This is a genomic window from Catellatospora tritici (genome assembly GCF_019083965.1).
Taxonomy (GTDB): domain Bacteria; phylum Actinomycetota; class Actinomycetes; order Mycobacteriales; family Micromonosporaceae; genus Catellatospora; species Catellatospora tritici.
Genome location: NZ_JAHRCY010000002.1, coordinates 494,782 through 514,224, shown reverse-complemented (window position 1 = coordinate 514,224; position 19,443 = coordinate 494,782). Strand labels below are relative to the sequence as shown.

The window sequence follows — 19,443 nt, the reverse complement described above, 5'->3', positions numbered from 1 at the left end:
AGGCGGCGGAAAGGAACCGTACCGGCCATGGAGGGACGACACGTGCCGAGAGCCTTATGGCGTCGGCGTCGCTTGACGGACAGTCCGCGACCAGCGGGCCGGCAATGGACCGGTCGCTTGCGCGCAGGCAGCTCCTTCGCCCGGCAGATGCTGCTGGTGCCGGTGGGTAGGCTGCGCAGGACTGAACACTCCGTTGCGACGAGCCCCAACCTGCCCGGACTGGACCCGGTCGAACTGCGCGCCATCGAGGCCGCAGCCGTCACCGAGACCGCCGAGCCGCCGACCCCGACGACGATCCCACTGCTGCCCGGCGAGCGCACGCTCGACCGGCGCATCAAGTTCGCCCTGGTGCAAGCATGCACGCTGAGCAGCCTGATGCTCGGCATGACCGCGATCTTCCTCGCGATCATGGGAGCCAAGCCGATGTACGGCGCGCTCTGCCTGCTCGCCTGCATCACCTTCGACGGCCTCGACGGGGCCCTGGCCCGCAAGTTCGGCGTGGCCAGCCCGTTCGGCGTCCAGATGGACTCACTGGGCGACATGACCTCGTTCGGCATCGCCGCTCCGGTGGTCATCTACTCCGCGCTCAAGGGCGCGGTGGCCACGCCGGTGCTCATCGCCGCCTGCGCGCTCGTCGCCTGCTGCGCGGCGATTCGCCTGGCCCGCTTCAACGTCTCGCCGAAGGACGGCCGGTTCTTCTGCGGCGTGCCGACCACGATGGCGGCGACCGTGCTGGCGATCACCGTGCTGCTGAAGTCGACGGGTGTGGGCAGCTCGCTGCCCGCCGGCGCGATGGTGTTCGGAGTGGTGCTGCTGGCGCTGGCGATGGTCTCCAGCTTCCCCTACGCCAAGCTCGCGAAGGTGGTCAAGCTGCCGCCGACGCTGTTCATCCTGCCGCTGGTCGGCCTCGTGTGGAACCCGCTGGTCACCTTCGGCCTGCTGGTCCTGGTGTACCGCGCCAGGGGCCGGCGGCTGTGGGCCCGCCAGCGCCGTACCGCCCCCGCGGCCTGAATCCGCCGATAGCAAGACGCGCCGCCCCGGTCCAGTGGACCGGGGCGGCGCTTTTCGTTCGGGGCGGCGCTTTTCGTTCGGGGCGGCGCTTTCGTTCGGGTCAGCGCAGACGGGCGATGACCGTGGCGGCGCCGGTCACCCGGTCACCCGGGGCGACCAAAGCCTCGGCGCGGTCGGCGGGCAGGTACACGTCGGTGCGGGAGCCGAAGCGGATCAGGCCGAACCGCTCGCCCTTGGCCAGCAGCGCGCCGATCGGGGCCCGCTGCACGATCCGACGCGCGATCAGGCCGGTGCGCTGGGCCACCACGACGCGGCTGCGGTCGGGCGTCTCCAGCACCGTGTACGCCGCCACGTTGTGCTCCGCCTCCGGCTTCATCGCCGCCGCGTACCCGCCGTCCTCGACGAAGTAGTCGACGACCTTGCCGGCCACCGGTGCCCGGTTGACGTGCACGTCGAACACGGACAGGAACACCGCGATGCGCAGGAACTCCTCGTCGGCGAAGCGCTCGTCGTAGATGTGCTCCACGCTGAGGACCTTGCCGTCGCTGGCGGCCACGACCGCGGTCGGGTCGGCCGGGATGTCGCGCTCGGGGTCGCGGAAGAACGCGGCCACCGGAACGGCGGCCAGGGCGGGCACCAGCCACGCCTTCGACTTCGGCCGGACGGCCTTGAGCAGGGCGGCGGCGCCGAGCGCGATACCGGCCGCGGCGACGCCGTTGGAGTCGATGTTCATACCGCCGTACAGGGGGACGCTGGAGGGGCGGAAGGCCGGGCTGAGCTTGGCCGCGACGCTCGCGTCGACGTCGGTGAAGCGCAGGCGGTGCACCCGCACCGGCGGCGTGTTGCGCAGCACGAGATCGGAGCCGACGCCCTGGCGGGCGGCGATGCGGTCGAGCTCGTCGTTGGCGCCGCCGGACAGGCCGGGCAGGGCCACCGCGGCGATGATCAGCAGGCCGCCCTCGGCGACGAACTTGCTCAGGCGGTCGACGGTGGTGCGGGCCTCCTCGCCGGAGCCGACCACCGGCTCGGCGACGATGACCAGGTCGGCGGGCTCGGCGGCGCTGAGGTCGGCCACGACCTGCACCCGCTCGGCCAGGAAGCTGCCCAGGGTGGACAGGTGTCCGGCCACGGTGTCGTCGGCGGCGACCACGGTCAGCCGGTCGCCGGGCAGCAGCGCGTCCAGCGCCTCGGCGAGCACCAGCGAGTCGGCGCTCGCACCCACCAGCAGGGCGGTCTTGGGGCCGCCGTGGCGGGCCAGCTCGGCGGTCAGGGTGCGGGCGGCCCGGTCGCCGATGCGGATCTGGCCGAGCGGTCCGAGGGCGGGTCGATCAGGCTGGTACTGGCTCATGGGACGGCTGCTCCTCGTCTTGACCGGGTGGTTCACCGGTCAGCATAGACAAGCTCCCCTCACCGGCCGGTTTCGACCGGTGAGGGGAGCCGCATTTTCGACGCGCCGGCGCTGCGGCCTTAGTCGGTGCCGTCCTCCGCCTTCGCTTCGGAGGGCACCGAGCGGCCGGCAACCGTCGACGCGTCCTGCCTGCGCGGGGTGAGGGCGCCCAGGACGCCCATCACCCCGAGGATGATCAGACCGGCCGCCACGAACCAGCCCAGCGGGGGCAGGTCCACGTGGATCAGGCGGCGAGCCAGGAACGCCCCCGCGACGAACAGGAACAGCAGGCCGAAGAAGAGCGATACCGAGTCGGTACGGTGCGTTTTCACCGGGTCACCTCCGCGTTGCCGGCGTTGACGTCGAGGTCGATGCGCAGGGTGCCGCCGCCGGGGCCGTCGGCCCCGAAGTCGGTCTGGGTGTCCTTGACGCCCGCGCCGTTGATCTCCCGGCCGAAGACGTCGGCGTTGCCCAGGTTGACGTCGGTGTTGACGGTGACGTCGAGCCCGGCCGGGACGATGATGCGCAGATCACCCGCGGTGATCTGGGCCCGGACCCGGGTGTCGCGGCCGACCAGGTCCAGCTGGGTGAGGTCGAGCGTCGCCTGGCCGAAGCGGTGCTCGTACCGGTCGGCCAGGTCGTCCAGGCTGGTCGGCGCCCAGGTGACGTTGCCCGCCTGGCTGCGGACCCGGTCCCAGTCGTCGCCGGCGTTGGCCATCGGCAGGGCCAGGCTGAGCAGGATGCCCAGGAAGATCCAGCCGCGGGCGCGGCCGAGCCATGCCCCGACGACCAGGCCCACGCCCACCACGGCCAGCGCGGTGGCCACGTACACGGTGCCCGGGATGGAGATCCCGGTCATGTCGACCATGGCCAGCAGGCCGAGGGCGATCAGGACCACTCCGAAGATCAGCCGACCCAGCCGCGAGGGCTCCGGCCGGGGCTTGACCGGCAGCGGGGGCGGCGGAGGCGGCGGCGTCGGAGCGTACGGCCCGTGCGGGGCGAACGGCGGGCGGTAACCCGTCGGCTCGCCGGGCAGCACCGCCGTCACCGTCGCCGGTGCGGTCGCCGCCGCGGCGTACTCCGGGGCGGGCTGGTGCGGGGCGGCGTACTGCGGGGGCAGGTAGCTCACCCCCGGGCGGGACGGGCGGCCGCCGTTGCTGCGGCTGACCACCAGGGCGGCCACCACCAGCCCGATCGCCGCGATCACGGCCATCTCGAAGCTGTTGGTGACCCCGCCGAGCACGAACACCGCCACTACGCCGAGCACCAGGGTCACCGTCGACGAGGTGGTCGAGTAGCCCCGGCCGAACAGCGCCTCCAGGGGGGAGGCGGTGTCGCCCTCGGCCGGGGTGAGCAGCCACACCGCGAGGTACACGATGATGCCGATGCCGAAGATCGACAACACGCCGATCAGCACCCGCCACAGCAGCGGGTCGGTCTTGGTGGCCCGTCCCAGCGCCCCGCACACACCCGCGAGGTAGCGGCCGTGCCGGGGTCGGATCAGGTCGTACCCGGCCGCCCAGGAGACGTACGGGGCCGCGCCGGGGCCAGGCGGGGCCTGGTCGGTCGGCGGTGCGGTGGCGGCACCCGCGGGGGGCGGCTGCGTCGCGCCGTCGTCACCGGGGCCGTCACCACGAGGGGGAGTCGCGGTCTCATCGTTCATACGTCGATAGTGAGGCTGAGCTGGCCCGACCCGCCTCAGGACCGGACCCTGAGCGCACCCTGAGAAAGGACGTCACAGTATCTGGGGGTCTCACCCGTGGGCGCTCGCGCGCCCGCCGTGACACGATCGATCACGTGTCGACCTCCGTGCCCGAGACCCCCCGGCTGACCCGTTCCCGCTCCGACCGTCTGGTCGCGGGGGTCGCCGGTGGCATCGCCGCGCACGTCCGCCTGTCGCCGACGCTGGTCCGCATCATCTTCCTGCTCCTGCTGCCCGTCAACGGCCTGGGCGCGCTGCTGTACGCCGTCTTCTGGGCGGTCATGGCAGCGGGCGAGGACACCGGCCCCCGGCGCCCGTCGATCCACCTGGTGCCGTACCTGCTGGCCGGGTTCGCGCTGATGACGGTCAGTGTGCTGATCAACCGGGACGGCGGCATCGGCATGTCCGTCGGCTGGCTGGTGGCGCTGGTCGCGGTGGGCGCGGGCATCATCTGGCACCAGGCCGACCCGGACCGGCGGCAGCGCTGGAGCGACGCCTCCCCGAACGCGCCCTGGCTGGCCGCCCTGTCCGACGGCGACCGGCGCATGTACCTGCTGCGCTTCCTCGGTGGCGGGGTCCTCGTCGCCGTCGGCATGATCGGCGTTATCGTCATCTACTCCCCGAAGACGCTCGGTGCGATCAGCTGGGGCGATCTGTGGATCGCGGTGGCATTCGCGCTGGTGGCGCTGGCGGGCGTGGGTCTGGTCGCGGCGCCGCTGCTGTGGCGGATGCTGACCGCGCTGCGCTCGGAGCGGGAGGGCCGCATCCGCGAGCAGGAGCGGGCCGAACTGGCCGCGATGGTCCACGACCAGGTGCTGCACACGCTCGCGCTGATCCAGCGAAACGCCGCCGACCAAGCCGCCGTCACCCGGCTGGCCCGCGGTCAGGAACGCAGCCTGCGCAACTGGCTCTACCAGCCCACCGGCTCGCCGACCGAGCACTTCGCGGCGGCGTTGCAGCAGGCCGCGGCGGAGGTGGAGGATACCTACGGGATCGTCGTGGAGGCGGTCGTGGTGGGCGACCGCAAGGTCGACGAGCGGGCCGCGGCGCTGGTCGCGGCCGCGCGCGAGGCCCTGGTGAACGCGGCGCGCCACGCCCAGGTCAAGACCGTCTCGCTGTACGCCGAGGTGGAGCCCACGATGCTGAGCGTGTACGTGCGCGACCGGGGCAAGGGCTTCGACCCGACCGCGGTGGAGGAACGGCGCCACGGCGTACGAGGATCGATCATCGGACGGATGGCCCGGCACGGCGGCCAGGCCGAGATCCGCAGCTCGGTCGGCGAGGGCACCGAGGTCAGGTTGAGTGTGGCCGTCACGTCCTTGAAAGAGGAGTAGGGATATATATGAGCGAGCAGCGCTTGCGGGTGTTCCTGGTCGACGACCACGGCATGTTCCGGGCGGGGGTGCGGGCCGAGCTGGGCGCGCACGTCGACGTGGTCGGCGAGGCGGCGACCGTGGCCCAGGCGGTTTCGATGATCGGCTCGACGGTGCCGGACGTGGTGCTGCTGGACGTCCACATGCCCGACGGCGGCGGCCGCGCGGTGCTGGAGGCGGTGCGTAAGACCCAGCCGCAGGTCCGTTTCCTGGCCCTGTCGGTGTCGGACGCGGCCGAGGATGTGATCGGCCTGATCCGGGCCGGGGCAAGGGGTTACGTCACCAAGACGATCTCGCCGGACGACCTGGTGGACGCGATCCGGCGGGTGGCCGACGGGGACGCGGTCTTCTCGCCGCGGCTGGCCGGGTTCGTGCTGGACGCCTTCGCGGCGCGGCCGGACGCGCCGGTGGCCGATCCCGAACTGGACCAGCTGACCAACCGGGAGCGGGAGGTGCTGCGGCTGCTGGCGCGGGGCTACGCCTACAAGGAGATCGCGAAGGAGCTGTTCATCTCGATCAAGACGGTGGAGACCCACGTGTCGAACGTGCTCCGGAAGTTGCAGATGTCCAACCGGTACGAATTGTCGCGTTGGGCAGCAGATCGACGCCTTGTGTAACGCTCTGTATCGCCCAATCTGTGAGATGCCAGTTACCTCCATGTTTCGATTCTCGATCAACACCCGCGCCGACCTGCCCAATCTCCGCTGTTCAGAGCGTTTTCCGTCGATCAAGAAAGTTGCTTGACGCGGTATCGGCGTCGTCCCGTCTCGGTAACGGGTTGGTATCAGGGCCTTCCCGGCGTGCGTCGAGGGGTGCGAAAGTGTGGCCACCTCACACCCCCTCGTGAGCGCCTGAGGAGGCACACGAATGCGCGGGAATTCCCTTAAGGCAGTGGTGGCTACCGCCGCTGTCGCGCTGATTGCCGCTGGTTGTACCAGCACCCCCGATGCCGAGACGCCGAGCGACACCGGCGGCGAACTCCGGATCTTCGCGTCCGAGCCGGCGAGCCTGTTCCCGCCGATGGCCGACGACAACCCGTCGATCGTCATCATCCGCCAGCTGTACAAGGGCCTGGTGGAGTACGACGCCAAGGGCGCGCCGGTCAACGTGATCGCGGACTCGATCACCTCGACGGACAACAAGGTCTGGACGATCAAGCTCAAGTCCGGCTTCAAGTTCACCAACGACGAGGCTGTGACCGCTGACAGCTTCATCGACTCGTGGAACTTCACCGCGTACGGTCCGAACGCCGCGACCAACTCGTACTTCCTGTCCGGCATCGCCGGCTACGACGAGCTGCAGTCGACCGACCCGGACGGTGACGGCCCGAAGACGGCGCCGGAGCCGGCCGCCAAGACCCTCTCGGGTCTGAAGAAGATCGACGACCTGAGCTTCGAGGTCACCCTGAAGAAGGCCTTCTCGGGCTTCCCGGCCCAGGTCGGCTACTCGGGTTACTTCCCGGTCGCCAAGGCGTGCCTCGCGGACGTCAAGGGCTGCACCGAGAAGCCGATCAGCAACGGCCCCTACAAGATCGAGGGCTCCTGGGAGCACAACGTCCAGGTGAAGCTGTCGCGCAACGACGGCTGGACCGCCTCGAAGGGCAAGGCTGACACCCTGACCTTCAAGATCTACGACAAGCAGGACACGGGCTACGCCGACTTCAAGGCCGGCGAGCTGGACATCTTCGAGGCTGTTCCCTCGGCTGAGGTCAAGGCCGCCAAGGCTGCCTACGGTGACCGCTTCTTCCAGAAGCCGAGCAACAACTTCACCTACGTCGGCATCCCGCTGAACGACCCGCGGTTCCAGAACAAGCAGATCCGTCAGGCGCTGTCGCTGGCGATCGACCGTCAGGCGATCATCGACGCGGTGTTCGACGGCCGCTTCTCGGCCGCTCAGGGTGTCGTGAGCCCGAACTTCCTCGGCTACCGTGACGGCGCCTGCCCGAACTGCAAGTACGACCCGGTCAAGGCCAAGCAGATCCTGGACGCGGCGGGCGGCTGGAAGGGTGGCAAGATCACCCTGTGGGCGAACGCCGGTGCGGGCCACGAGAAGTGGATGCAGGCGGTCGGCGACGGCTGGAAGAAGGACCTGGGCATCGACTACGAGCTCAACACCACCCTCCAGTTCCCGGAGTACCTGGCCAAGGGCGACGCGCACAAGTTCGACGGCCCGTTCCGTCTCGGCTGGGGCCCGGACTACCCGTGGTTCGAGACCTACCTGGCGCCGCTGTACGGCACCGGTGGTTCCTCGAACGCCAGCGGCTACACCAACCCGGCCTTCGACGCGCTCGTCGAGCAGGGTAACGGTGCCAAGACGCAGGACGAGGGCGTCAAGTTCTACCAGCAGGCCGAGGACATCATCGTCGACGACCTGCCGGTCATCCCGATGTGGTTCGGCATGACGACGGACGTGTACAGCGAGAACGTCAAGACCTTCGTCTTCAACCCCATCTCGGGCGTCGAGTACGACAAGGTCGTCCTCAACCCCGCCAAGTGATCTCCTGATCGCTTGATCTGATCCACACTCACGCGGGGCGGTGGGGAACCGGACCGGTTCCCCACCGCCCCGATGGCTCCGAGAGGAGGACCAGAGGTGGGACGCTACGTCATTCGACGGTTGCTGCAGTTCATTCCCACGGTCCTAGGAACGTTGTTCCTCCTTCACTACCTGACCTCGGTGGGCATGCAGCTCACCGGTAACCCGGTTCGCGCGCTCTTCGGTGATCGCACCCCATCGCCCGCGACGGTCGAGGCCATCACCCGCAAGCTCAGGCTGGACGACCCCTGCCTGAAGCGGCCCGGAGATCCCTGTTTCGAACTCTTCTTCCAGCGGATCGGCGTACTGCCGTCGAACGGACACTTCAGCGGCTACCTGCAGGGGGACTTCGGTACCAACCTGCGGTTCCGTGAGGTGACCGACATCGTCTCCTCCGCGCTCCCGTACACCCTCAAGATCACCCTGATCGCGTTCCTGGTCGAGGCCATCATCGGCATCCTCGCCGGCGTGCTGGCCGGCATGCGCAGCGGCGGCTTCATGGACTACGTCGTGAAGATCGGCACGGTTCTGGTGATCTCGGTCCCCGTCTTCGTGCTCGGCCTGCTGGTGCAGCTGTTCGTCAGCGTCAAGTTCGGCAACTGGCTACGAACGCAGGAGTGGGTCCCGGAAGTCATATCCCGGGGCGTGTTCGGCGCCGCGTACAAGATCGAGTATCCCTTCGCCAGCTTGCTGATCCCAGGTGTGGTGCTCGGTCTGCTGGGCCTGGCCGCCACCGCGCGTCTGACGCGTACGAGCGTGCAGGAGAACCTGCGGGCCGACTTCGTGCGCACCGCGCGGGCCAAGGGTCTGACCAACAAGCGGGTCATCGGTGTGCACACGCTGCGCAACTCGCTGATCCCGGTCGTCACGAACCTCGGCCTGTCGGTCGCGGTCTACCTGACCGGCGCGATCATCACCGAGGGCATCTTCAACGTGCCCGGCGTCGGCAACCAGATCGGTCGCGCCATCTTCCAGGGCGAATCGATGGTGCTGATCGGCATCACGACCATGCTGGTGTTGGCATACCTCACCATCACGCTGCTGGTGGACCTGCTCTACGCCGTGCTCGATCCGAGGATCCGCTATGAGTGACATGGACAACAGCTCCTTCATCGCGACCACGTCCGCGCCGGTGGTGGCCCAGGCCACGCCGTCCGACCCGGTCCCGGCCAAGGACCTGCGCAACGAGCCCGCGAAGGAGCGCAACGCCAGTCTCTGGTCGGACGCCGTGCGCGAGCTCGTCCGCAACCCGGCATTCATGATCTCCCTGGCATACATCCTGCTGATGGTGTCGATGGCGATCGTGCCCAAGTTGTGGACCAGCAAGGACCCCACGATCTGCGACATCAAGCAGTCGAAGGTCTCGCCCTTCACCGGCGACCACCTGCTCGGCACCAGCGTGAACGGCTGCGACTACTGGTCGCACATCGTCTACGGGGTGCGGCCGTCGCTGCTCATCGCGCTGCTGGCGACCTTCGGCATCACCTTCCTGGGCGTGACCCTGGGCGTGCTGTCGGGTTTCTTCGGCGGCTGGGTCGACGCGATCGTCTCCCGTATCGCGGACATGATCTACTCGCTGCCGTACCTGCTGGGTGCGCTGGTGTTCCTCACGGTCATGCGCAAGAGCGAGCTGATGACCCGCAGCCAGAACAGCCAGGTGATCGTCATCGCGGTCGTGCTGGTCATCCTCGGCTGGGTCGGCGTCACGCGAATCATGCGTGGCAGTGTGCTGGCGGCCAAGAACCTCGACTTCGTCCACGCGGCCAAGGCGCTTGGTGCGACGAACTCGCGGATCATGTTCCGGCACATCCTGCCGAACGCGATCGCTCCGGTGATCGTGGTGGCCACCATCGCGCTGGGCTCGTTCATCGCGGCGGAGGCGACGCTGACCTTCCTCGGCGCCGGTCTGCAGGCGCCGGCCGTCTCCTGGGGCGTCATGATCGCGGGGCACATCCAGTACTTCTTCGAGTACCCGTACCTCGTGCTCGTGCCGTGTGCGTTCCTGGTGGGCACGGTGCTCTCGTTCATCCTGATGGGCGACGCCCTGCGCGACGCTCTCGACCCGAAGCTGAGGTGAGAACATGACTGAGGTTTCGGTCGACTTCAGCCCCGCCCTGCGCGGCACCGACCAGAGCGCGCCGCTGCTGCAGGTGGAGGGCCTCCGGGTGGAGTTCCGCACCCGGGCCGGCGTCGCCAAGGCCATCAACGGCGTGTCGTTCGAGGTCAACTCGGGCGAGACGCTGGCGATCCTGGGCGAGTCGGGTTGCGGCAAGTCCGTGACCGCGCAGGCGATCATGGGCATCCTGGACACTCCGCCCGGCTTCATCACCGGCGGCGAGATCCGGTACCGCGGGGTGGACCTGCTCAAGCGCACCGCCGAGGAGCGCCGGCTGGTCCGGGCCAACAAGATCGCGATGATCTTCCAGGACGCGCTGTCGGCACTGAACCCGGTCTTCACGGTCGGGTTCCAGATGGCGGAGCTGTTCCGCAAGCACCGCGGCATGTCGCGGGCGGACGCCAAGAAGCGCTCCATCGAGCTGCTCGACCTGGTCAAGATTCCGGCGGCTCGGCAGCGGGTGAACGACTTCCCGCACCAGTTCTCGGGCGGTATGCGGCAGCGCGTGATGATCGCGATGGCGCTGGCGCTCGACCCGGAGCTGCTCATCGCCGACGAGCCCACGACCGCACTGGACGTGACCGTCCAGGCGCAGATCATGGGCCTGCTGGCCGAGCTGCAGCGTGAGCGCAACATGGGTCTGATCCTGATCACCCACGACATGGGTGTGGTCGCCGACGTGGCGGACCGCATCAACGTCATGTACGCGGGCCGGATCGTGGAGAAGGCGCCGGTGTTCGACATCTACGCCAAGCCGTCCCACCCGTACACCAAGGCGCTGCTCGAGTCGATCCCCCGGGTCGACCTCAAGGGGCAGCAGCTGAACGTGATCAAGGGCCTGCCGCCGAACCTGACCCGGATCCCGGCCGGTTGCGCGTTCAACCCCCGGTGCCGGTACGCCCAGGACGTCTGCAAGGCCGACCCGGTGCCGCCGCTGCACCAGATCCAGCCTGGCGTCGCCAGCGCCTGCCACTTCTGGAAGGAGGTCCGCGGTGAGTGACGTAGTGCTCGAAACCCGCGACCTGGTCAAGCACTTCCCGTTGACCAGGGGGATCGTCTTCAAGACCAAGATCGGCGCGGTCCGCGCGGTCGATGGGATCAACCTGCAGCTGCACCGTGGCGAGACCCTCGGCGTGGTGGGCGAGTCGGGCTGTGGCAAGTCCACCCTGGCCAAGCTGCTGGTCGGCCTGGAGAAGCCCACCAGCGGATCCATTGTGGTGCGTGGCCAGGACACCTCGAAGCTCGGCGGCGAGGCGATGCGGCGGGCGCGGCGCAACATCCAGCTCGTCATGCAGGACCCGTACACGTCGCTGAACCCGCGTATGACGGTCGGCGACATCGTGGGCGAGCCGTTCGAGATCCACACCGACGTCGCGCCCAAGGGCGACCGTCGGCGCCGGGTCCAGGAACTGCTCGAGCTGGTGGGTCTGAACCCCGAGCACATCAACCGCTACCCGCACCAGTTCTCCGGCGGTCAGCGCCAGCGCATCGGCATCGCCCGCGCGCTCGCGCTCAAGCCGGAGATCATCCTCTGCGACGAGCCGGTCTCCGCGCTCGACATCTCGATCCAGGCCCAGGTCATGAACCTGCTGGACGAACTGCAGAAGGAGATGGGGCTGTCGTACATCTTCATCGCCCATGACCTGTCGGTGGTGCGCCACATCGCCGACCGCGTGGCCGTGATGTACCTCGGCAAGGTGGTTGAGACCGGCTCGGACGTGCAGATCTACGACCAGCCGACCCACCCGTACACGCAGGCACTGCTGTCGGCGGTGCCGGTGCCGGATCCGACGCTGCGCGGGCACCGGGACCAGATCGTGCTGGAGGGCGACGTGCCGTCACCGGCCAACCCGCCCTCGGGCTGCCGCTTCCGCACCCGGTGCTGGAAGGTGCAGGACATCTGCGCCACCCAGGAGCCGCTGCTGCAGATCACGGCGAAGTCGGCGCACCCGAGCGCCTGCCACTTCGCGGAGGTGCGGGACGTGGTCCACGCCACCCAGTGATCCGGGTGGAGTGACTCCCGGTGGCGAACGGTCGGGTTGGTTGAGCCTCCGGCCAGACCGCCCGCCACCGGGTCAACATAGAGCAGGGCACCGCACGCCACGCGAGCGGTGCCCTGTGCTTGCTTTCGCCGAGGCTTGACCTGCCCTGTTCCGGGGCGAGTGTCCGCACGGTCGCCCTTTGATCGACACTGGCCTATCCAGAAGACGGATCGTTCGAATCGGTCTTCCGGGTAGGCCACCGTCGATGCTAAGCCGGGGCCGGTTGCCACGTGGGGCCCAGAACGGGGCCGGACGAGTGGGCCGGCCGTGGTCGTGCGGTGCCTGACGGCCGTCCGTCAGAGCGGGCCGCGGCCCGCGCGCAGCAGGAGCAGGGCGAGCTGGGCGCCGTCCGCGCCGAGTTCGGCGCGGAAGCGGTCCATGATCTCGCGTTCGCGGCTGAGCACCAGCCGCGTGCCGCCCGAGGCGACGCGGGTCCGGCCGACCTGCTGCGAGATCGCGGCCCGTTCCTTCCACAGCGCGATGATCGTGTCGTCGATGGCGTCGATGCGCTCCCGCAGCGACGCGATCTCGGAGGCCGCCTCCGGCGCGCTGGTGCCGGTGTCGTGGGCGATGGCACTCATGAGTACTCCTCGGTGGGATCGTCGCTCGTCGGTGCCCTGGGCAGAAGAAAAGCCCCGGGCTCGTCGAGCCCGGGGCTTTTCGTCAGGTCTGCTGCTCAGTCAGGCGCGACCTACGACTGCCGGGGCTCCGGAGCCATAGGTAAAGTAGAACGCCTGCTTGATCACGTCGCCAAGTATGCCACGGATGTGCGCCGACGCGATCGAGCCGACCATCATGTGAGAGCCGTCCTGCTCAGCCGAGCTTGGTGATGCGGTTGGCCGGTCCCGGCGCGATGGGGCCGGTCCCCAGGTGCGCGACCAGCGCGTCGACGTCGAACCCGGGTGCGGTGACCCGACCGGTGCCCGCGGTCAGCGCGGTGAACCCGTCGCCACCGTTGGCCAGGAAGTCGTTGGTCGTCACCAGGTAGGTGGCCGCCGGGTCGATCGGGGTGCCGTTGAGCGCCAGGTTCGACACCCGCGAGCCGAGCGGCAGCGTGGTGTCGTACGAGTACGTGAAGCCCGCAGACACCTGCAGGAACTTCGTCGTGGTCTGCCCGAGGTAGCCCGTGAACTGCTGCTCCAGCACCTCCTTGAGCTGCGCGCCGGTCAGCGACTGGGTCACCACCAGGTTGTTGAACGGCTGCACCGTGAACGCCTCGCCGTAGGTCACCTGGCCGGGCGCCTCGCCGCCGGGGGAGTTGCTGTAGCTCAGCGCGGCCCGGATGCCGCCCGGGTTCATGAGCGCGAGCTGCGCCCCGGCCGACGAGGTCCAGGCGAGCTGGGCGTCGGCGATGACGTCGCCGAGCGGGCTCTCCCCGCTGGGCTTGGCGTCGCGGGGGATGTCGGCGGAGATGCTGCCGACGACCCGGTTGGCCAGCGGCGCCACCGCGACGCGGTACTTGTCCGCGATCACCTTGGCGGCCGGGTCGACCAGGGCCGGGTTGCGCACGAACACGCCCGGGGCCGAGGTCTGCCAGGTGCCGTCGGCGTTGCGTACGCCGTTCTCGACGATCACGTTGCGCGCCGCGATGGAGCTGAACGTGCGGCTGTGCCGGTCCATGGTCATGGTGATGTCGGTGACCAGGGTGCCGTTGCTGCCCGCGCTGGTGACCACGACCGGCTTGCCGGTCGCGTTCGGCAGCGAGCAGGAGTAGAAGCGGTGCGTGTGCCCGGAGACGACGACGCCGAACTCGTCGCGCAGCCCGGCCACGATCGGGGTGATCGCGCCCGCGAACGCCGCGCAGGTGGAGATGTCGCCGGTCGGGCCCTGCTGGCCGCCCTCGTGGATCAGCAGCACCTGGGCCTTGACACCGAGCAGGCGCAGGATGCCGCCCCACAGGTTGGCGGTCTCGATCTCGTCCTTGAACTCGACCGAGGTGATGCCCGCCGGGTTGACGATGGTCGGCGTCGCCTCCAGGGTCATGCCGACGAAACCGACCGGCACCCCGTCGATGATCTTCACGCTGACCGGGGGCAGGATCGGCAGGTGCGTGTGCTTGTCCACCACGTTGGCGGCCAGGTAGGTGAAGGCGGCCCCGTCGAAGCCGTCGCCGTCGGCGCAGCCGTCGGTGGGGTGGCAGCCGCCGCGCTGGAGGCGCTTGAGCTCGGTCACGCCCTCGTCGAACTCGTGGTTTCCGACCGAGGTGATCTCCAGACCGAGCTCGCTCAGCAGCTCGATCGTGGGCTCGTCGTGGAACGCGGCGCTGACCAGCGGGCTGGCGCCCACCATGTCGCCCGCGCCGACGGTGACCACGTCGCGACCGGCGGCGACGTTCTCGGCCCGCAGCTTCTTGACCCAGGTGGCGAGGTATTCGACGCCGCCGGCCGGGTTGCCGACGACCAGGCCGCCGCTGCCGGTGGGCGGGTCGATGGCGCCGTGGAAGTCGTTGAAGGCGAGCAGGGCGCCGTTGGCGGTACGGGTGGCCGCCGGCGGCTCGGTCAGCGTGAGCGAGACCGGGGTGAGGGGGGTCCACGCGGCAGGCGTGGTGGCAGCGCTGGATCCGCCGGTCGGCGAGATCGCCGCGACGACGGCCACCGCGAGCGCCGGGGCGGCCAGCACCCGCAGCGCGCTCGTCCAGCCTCGATGGCGGGGGTGACTCATAGAGGGGCCTCCGTTGTCGGCGTCGCGCTCCAATGCGCGACGGGGTACGCACATCCTCGGGTAGTAAGGCCGCTCGCGCCACCAGTGAACGGTGACGTTCGGGTGACCGGGCGGTCGGCGCGGGGCGTTGTCAGCCGGGACGCATAGACTCACGAGACGATGCATGCTCTCTTCGACCTCCCCGATGCCACGCCGTCCACACCCGGGCCGCGCAGCGGCCCGCCCGTGTCCGAGCAGGGCGCCCGCGGTGGCGACCCCACCCGGATCGCGAAGCTGCTGGACGGGCTCAACGAACCCCAGCGCGCCGCGGTGGTGCACTCAGGCAGCCCGCTGCTGATCGTCGCCGGGGCGGGCTCGGGCAAGACCCGGGTGCTGACCCAGCGCATCGCGTATCTGCTGGCCGCCCGGGACGTGCACCCGGGCGAGATCCTGGCCATCACCTTCACCAACAAGGCGGCGGGTGAACTGCGCGAGCGCGTCGCGCACCAGGTCGGCAACCGCGCCCGGATGATGTGGGTCTCCACGTTCCACTCGGCCTGCCTGCGCATCCTGCGCGCCGAGCACGAGCACGCCGGACTGAAGTCGTCCTTCTCGATCTACGACGCGGACGACTCGCGGCGGTTGATGCAGCTGGTCTCCCGCGAGCTCGACCTCGACCCGAAGCGCTACCCGCCGCGCAGCCTGGCCGCACAGGTGTCGAACCTGAAGAACGAGCTGATCGACCCGGAGGCGTTCGTGGCCAGCGGCCCGGCGCAGCGGGTGCTCGCCGAGGCGTACACGCTGTATCAGCAGCGGCTCCAGCAGGCGCACGCGCTCGACTTCGACGACATCATCATGCGCACGGTGCACCTGCTGCAGGCCAAGCCCGAGGTGACCGAGAAATACCGGCGCCGCTTCCGGCACGTGCTGGTCGACGAGTACCAGGACACCAACCACGCGCAATACATGCTGGTCAAGGAGCTGGTGGGGGAGACCGGAGAGCTGTGCGTGGTCGGTGACGCCGACCAGTCGATCTACGCCTTCCGGGGCGCGACCATCCGCAACATCCTGGAGTTCGAGCGCGACTACCCGCAGGCCACCACGATCCTGCTGGAGCAGAACTACCGGTCCACGCAGACCATCCTGAGCGCGGCCAACGCGGTGATCGACCGCAACGCCGACCGCAAGCCCAAGCGGCTGTGGAGCGACCAGGGCGCCGGCGAGCAGATCACCGGGTATGTGGCCGACAACGAGCACGCCGAGGCCGACTGGGTGGCCCGCGAGATCGACCGGCTGTGTGACGCCGACGCGGCCCGTCCCGGCGACGTCGCGGTCTTCTACCGCACCAACGCCCAGTCCCGGGTGTTCGAGGACATCTTCATCCGGCTCGGGCTGCCGTACAAGGTCGTCGGCGGGGTGCGCTTCTACGAGCGCAAGGAGGTCCGCGACGCGCTGGCCTACCTGCGCGCGATCGCCAACGAGGACGACACCGTCAGCATGCGGCGGATCATCAACACCCCCAAGCGCGGCCTGGGCGACCGGGCCGAGGCCGTGGTGGAGGCGCTGGCGGCGCGCGAGCGGGTCTCGTTTGGGGCGGCGCTGCGCCGGGCCGCGGACGCGCCGGGCATCGCCACCCGCGCGGTGAACTCGATCAACGACTTCCTGGCGATGCTGGACGAGGCCCGGGACCTGGCCCGCGAGGCGCCGCCGGAGGCGGTGCTGGAGCTGATCCTGTCCCGGTCGGGCCTGCTGGCCGAGCTGGAGGCGAGCCTGGACCCGCAGGACGAGGGCCGGGTGGAGAACCTCCAGGAACTCGTCAGCGTCGCCCGGGAGTACGCCGAGCGCACCGCCGCCGCCGACGAGACCCCGACGCTGGCCGGTTTCCTGGAGCAGGTGGCCCTGGTCGCCGACGCCGACCAGGTGCCCGCCGACGACCCGGATCACCAGGGCGTGGTCACGCTGATGACCCTGCACACCGCCAAGGGGCTGGAGTTCCCGGTGGTGTTCCTGACCGGCCTGGAGGACGGCGTCTTCCCGCACCTGCGCTCGCTCGGCGAGGTCAAGGAGCTGGAAGAAGAGCGGCGCCTGGCGTATGTCGGCATCACCCGGGCCCGCCACCGGCTGTACCTGTCGCGGGCGGTGACCCGCTCGGCGTGGGGGCAGCCGCAGTACAACCCGCCGTCGCGGTTCCTGGAGGAGCTGCCGCCGGAGTTGCTGGACTGGAAGCGCACCGCGGACGCGGTCAGCTCGTGGGGCGGTGACCGGGGCGGCATCGGCGGCCGCGAGCGCAGCCAGGAGCGGGCGGCCAGCACCTTCGTCGGCGGCACCAGCCGCGCGGCGGCGCTGGCCAGCCGGATCGGCGTGGACCCGAGCAAGCTCGCCACCGCCAGTGATCTGGCGTCGGCCCCGGCGCTGTCGGCGGGCGACCGGGTCAACCACCAGCGCTACGGCCTGGGCCGGGTGCTCGCGGTGCAGGGCGTCGGCGCTCGGGCGCAGGCGCAGGTCGACTTCGGCGACCAGGTGCTGTGGCTCGTGGTCCGGCACGCCCCGATCGAGAAGATCTGACCCCGAAACGACGTGTGGCCCGGATCAGCGATCCGGGCCACACGCTTTTGGGGGGATTGGGTGAAGCTGGGGATGGGCGGTCGGTGGGGCGTCAGCAACCGGTGTTGATACCGCGAGCCTTCAGCCACGGGGCGGGGTCGACCTGGTTCCACATGCTGCCCTGGTGCACCTCGAAGTGCAGGTGGGGACCGGTCGAGTCGCCGGTGGAGCCCTCGTAGCCGAGGATGTCGCCGGCCTTGACCTGCTGGCCGACCTGCACCGCTTCGCGGTTCATGTGGGCGTAGTGGGTGTAGTAGCCGTTGCCGTGGTCGACCACGACCGAGATGCCGTAGCCGGTGTAGACCCAGCCCGCCGCGAAGACGGTGCCGGGGCCGACGGCGTGGATGGCGGTGTTCTCCGGCATGGCGAAGTCGACGCCCTTGTGCATGGTGCCCCAGCGGGGGCCGAAGCACGAGCTGACCGGGGAGCCCTGCATCGGGCTGCTCCACATGGCCTTGGCCTTGGGCGCGGCCTTGGGCGCGGCCTTGGGCGCGGCGGCCTTGGCCTTCGCCGGGGCGGCGGCCTGCTTGGCCTTGGCCGGGGCGGCCTGCTTCGCCTTGCTCTTGGCGGGGGTGTTGCTCTTGGTGCTGCGGGTGGACCGGTCGGTCCGCTCGGCGACGGCCTCCCGCTTGGCAGTGGCCTCGGCCGCGACGGTGGTCAGCGACTTGCTCGGGGCGTTGTCGATGTTGGCGGCGACGAAGCCGACCGACGCGACGCCGGCGAGAACCGCGATAGCGGTGACCTCACGGGTGCGTCCCTTCAGCCCGGCGCGGACTCGGTCGCGTACGGCGACCAGCTTCTCGCGGCCGGTCTTGAAGATCTCAGTGCTGCTCTGCACGAGTGGAACCTCCGGTGTGTCTCCGTTGACGAAGAGCCATGTTGCCTGGTCACAGCGGGCAATCCAAGCGCGCTCCGAGCTTGATTCGGATTCCGGAGGCGATATCGGGCTAGAGGTATGTCCGGTTATCGGGCCTGAACCGACCCTGAGTCCCTTAAGGGAGGGGTGACCTCGGTCACCCGAACGGCCCGAATTCGTGACTGCGGGCGGGGGCTCGGTAGCACTGCGTAATCGCGAATCAGACAAAAACGCCCGCATCAGGATTGATGCGGGCGTTTCGCGAGTACGAAGTCAGCCGACCGAGCCGTCGAAGGCCTGTTCAATTTCGAGTTCGAGATCAACACCGTGCTGTTTGAACCACGGAATGGGGTTCACCGCGACGTCGTTGACGTGGATCTCCAGGTGCAGGTGGGAGCCGAAGGAGTGGCCGGTGTTGCCGCCGAGGCCGATGACCTCGCCCGCCTTGACCTTCTGGCCGACCTTGACCAGCAGCTTGCTGGAGTGGCCGTACACCGTCTTGAAGCCGTTGCCGTGGTCGATGATGATGCAGTAGCCGTAGCCGCCGTTCCAGCCGGCCAGGATGACGGTCCCGTCGTGCACCGCCGCGTACGGCGTGCCCTCGGTGAGGGCCAGGTCGACGCCCTTGTGCATCTTGCCCCAGCGCATCGCGAAGCCGGAGGTGATGCGGTAGTTGTGGAAGGGCAGCAACCAGGCGTTCGGGGCCGCGGTGATCGAGGTGCTGAGCGTGCGGTCGTCGCCGCGGCTGGCGCGATCGGCGGCCTCCGCGCGGGCGACGCTCGACTCGGAGACGGCGGTGGTGTCACCGCTCAGGGCGTCGGTCTTCGCGTCGTGGATGCCGGCTCCGGCACCGAAGGCCACGATTCCCGCGCCGACGAACGCGGTGGTGATGACGGCTGCGTACCTGCTGCGGGGCGGCGTGGCCACCCTGCGACGGCCGCGGTAACGGTCGCTCTCGCGTATCAGCTCTGGCCGGTATTGCACCTGTAGCCTCCGTCATCGGTGGCGCCGCCGGAACGCGACGCTCTGTCACCCACTTTTGGATGGCACTGCGGGACAACTTAACCAACCCGTAGGGGTAGGCACAAGCTCCCGTCCGTCATCCCTTAGCTATCAGTGCGACTGTCCGGCCCGAATATCCCGTTTATGTCCTTATTTATCCAAGTTTCCGATGATC

General features: G+C 69.4%; 16 protein-coding genes. 9 read left to right on the top strand and 7 right to left on the bottom strand.

Annotated features, from left to right (window positions below; genetic code table 11):
• Positions 1-117 precede the first annotated feature (117 nt).
• Positions 118-1,011, top strand: coding sequence for a CDP-alcohol phosphatidyltransferase family protein (locus tag KUA19_RS06150; RefSeq protein WP_254548683.1), 894 nt, complete (start codon positions 118-120; stop codon positions 1,009-1,011).
• Positions 1,012-1,111: 100 nt separating this feature from the next.
• Here KUA19_RS06150 and KUA19_RS06145 read toward each other — a convergent pair whose 3' ends face one another.
• The 3 genes from KUA19_RS06145 to KUA19_RS06135 form a co-directional block, all read right to left on the bottom strand.
• Positions 1,112-2,359, bottom strand: coding sequence for a phosphatidylserine decarboxylase (locus KUA19_RS06145; RefSeq protein ID WP_217395107.1), 1,248 nt, complete (start codon positions 2,357-2,359; stop codon positions 1,112-1,114).
• A 119-nt stretch (positions 2,360-2,478) separates the two neighbouring features.
• Positions 2,479-2,730, bottom strand: coding sequence for a hypothetical protein (locus tag KUA19_RS06140; protein WP_217395106.1), 252 nt, complete (start codon positions 2,728-2,730; stop codon positions 2,479-2,481).
• Positions 2,727-4,061, bottom strand: coding sequence for a PspC domain-containing protein (locus KUA19_RS06135; RefSeq protein WP_217395105.1), 1,335 nt, complete (start codon positions 4,059-4,061; stop codon positions 2,727-2,729). Before KUA19_RS06135 ends, KUA19_RS06140 begins: the two co-directional genes overlap by 4 nt.
• Positions 4,062-4,207: 146 nt before the next feature.
• On the opposite strand from KUA19_RS06135, the gene KUA19_RS06130 reads away from it, so the two are divergent.
• From KUA19_RS06130 to KUA19_RS06100, 7 genes are all read left to right on the top strand, one after another.
• Complete coding sequence (locus KUA19_RS06130; RefSeq protein ID WP_217395371.1) at positions 4,208-5,434, top strand: ATP-binding protein; 1,227 nt, start codon at positions 4,208-4,210, stop codon at positions 5,432-5,434.
• 8 nt (positions 5,435-5,442) lie between these two features.
• The gene (locus tag KUA19_RS06125) at positions 5,443-6,090 is read left to right on the top strand and encodes a response regulator (protein ID WP_217395104.1); all 648 of its coding nucleotides are present in this window, start codon (positions 5,443-5,445) and stop codon (positions 6,088-6,090) included.
• Positions 6,091-6,340: 250 nt separating this feature from the next.
• Entirely contained in the window at positions 6,341-7,969 is a 1,629-nt protein-coding gene (locus tag KUA19_RS06120; RefSeq protein ID WP_217395103.1) for a peptide ABC transporter substrate-binding protein, read from the top strand.
• Between the two features lie 96 nt (positions 7,970-8,065).
• The gene (locus KUA19_RS06115; RefSeq protein ID WP_217395102.1) at positions 8,066-9,100 is read left to right on the top strand and encodes an ABC transporter permease; all 1,035 of its coding nucleotides are present in this window, start codon (positions 8,066-8,068) and stop codon (positions 9,098-9,100) included.
• Positions 9,093-10,085 (top strand): ABC transporter permease, encoded by a 993-nt coding sequence (locus KUA19_RS06110; protein ID WP_254548681.1) that lies wholly within the window; start codon positions 9,093-9,095, stop codon positions 10,083-10,085. The genes KUA19_RS06115 and KUA19_RS06110 overlap by 8 nt, the downstream gene beginning before the upstream one ends.
• Positions 10,086-10,089: 4 nt before the next feature.
• On the top strand, positions 10,090-11,124 hold the full coding sequence (locus KUA19_RS06105; protein ID WP_217395101.1) for an ABC transporter ATP-binding protein: 1,035 nt from the start codon (positions 10,090-10,092) through the stop codon (positions 11,122-11,124).
• On the top strand, positions 11,117-12,127 hold the full coding sequence (locus tag KUA19_RS06100) for an ABC transporter ATP-binding protein (RefSeq protein ID WP_217395100.1): 1,011 nt from the start codon (positions 11,117-11,119) through the stop codon (positions 12,125-12,127). Before KUA19_RS06105 ends, KUA19_RS06100 begins: the two co-directional genes overlap by 8 nt.
• 335 nt (positions 12,128-12,462) lie before the next feature.
• On the opposite strand, the gene KUA19_RS06095 is transcribed toward KUA19_RS06100, so the two are convergent.
• Positions 12,463-12,747, bottom strand: coding sequence for a chorismate mutase (locus KUA19_RS06095; protein ID WP_217395099.1), 285 nt, complete (start codon positions 12,745-12,747; stop codon positions 12,463-12,465).
• Positions 12,748-12,979: 232 nt separating this feature from the next.
• A complete protein-coding gene (locus KUA19_RS06090; RefSeq protein WP_217395098.1) occupies positions 12,980-14,827 on the bottom strand; it encodes a bifunctional metallophosphatase/5'-nucleotidase in 1,848 nt (615 codons plus the stop codon).
• Between the two features lie 159 nt (positions 14,828-14,986).
• Between KUA19_RS06090 and pcrA the strand changes: the two genes are divergently transcribed.
• Entirely contained in the window at positions 14,987-17,371 is a 2,385-nt protein-coding gene (gene pcrA, locus KUA19_RS06085) for a DNA helicase PcrA (protein WP_217395097.1), read from the top strand.
• A 91-nt stretch (positions 17,372-17,462) separates the two neighbouring features.
• Here pcrA and KUA19_RS42455 read toward each other — a convergent pair whose 3' ends face one another.
• Together KUA19_RS42455 and KUA19_RS06075 are read right to left on the bottom strand one after the other, a co-directional pair.
• On the bottom strand, positions 17,463-18,248 hold the full coding sequence (locus KUA19_RS42455; RefSeq protein ID WP_308167353.1) for a M23 family metallopeptidase: 786 nt from the start codon (positions 18,246-18,248) through the stop codon (positions 17,463-17,465).
• 291 nt (positions 18,249-18,539) lie between these two features.
• The gene (locus KUA19_RS06075) at positions 18,540-19,250 is read right to left on the bottom strand and encodes a M23 family metallopeptidase (RefSeq protein WP_308167352.1); all 711 of its coding nucleotides are present in this window, start codon (positions 19,248-19,250) and stop codon (positions 18,540-18,542) included.
• Positions 19,251-19,443 lie beyond the last annotated feature (193 nt).

Excerpts from the sequence above, each read along its gene's own strand:
- KUA19_RS06145 (WP_217395107.1), bottom strand. The coding sequence starts at position 2,359 with ATGAGCCAGTACCAGCCTGATCGACCCGCCCTCGGACCGCTCGGCCAG.
- KUA19_RS06135 (WP_217395105.1), bottom strand. The coding sequence starts at position 4,061 with ATGAACGATGAGACCGCGACTCCCCCTCGTGGTGACGGCCCCGGTGAC.
- KUA19_RS06125 (WP_217395104.1), top strand. The coding sequence starts at position 5,443 with ATGAGCGAGCAGCGCTTGCGGGTGTTCCTGGTCGACGACCACGGCATG.
- KUA19_RS06120 (WP_217395103.1), top strand. The coding sequence starts at position 6,341 with ATGCGCGGGAATTCCCTTAAGGCAGTGGTGGCTACCGCCGCTGTCGCG.
- KUA19_RS06110 (WP_254548681.1), top strand. The coding sequence starts at position 9,093 with ATGAGTGACATGGACAACAGCTCCTTCATCGCGACCACGTCCGCGCCG.
- KUA19_RS06105 (WP_217395101.1), top strand. The coding sequence starts at position 10,090 with ATGACTGAGGTTTCGGTCGACTTCAGCCCCGCCCTGCGCGGCACCGAC.
- KUA19_RS06095 (WP_217395099.1), bottom strand. The coding sequence starts at position 12,747 with ATGAGTGCCATCGCCCACGACACCGGCACCAGCGCGCCGGAGGCGGCC.
- KUA19_RS06090 (WP_217395098.1), bottom strand. The coding sequence starts at position 14,827 with ATGAGTCACCCCCGCCATCGAGGCTGGACGAGCGCGCTGCGGGTGCTG.
- pcrA (WP_217395097.1), top strand. The coding sequence starts at position 14,987 with ATGCATGCTCTCTTCGACCTCCCCGATGCCACGCCGTCCACACCCGGG.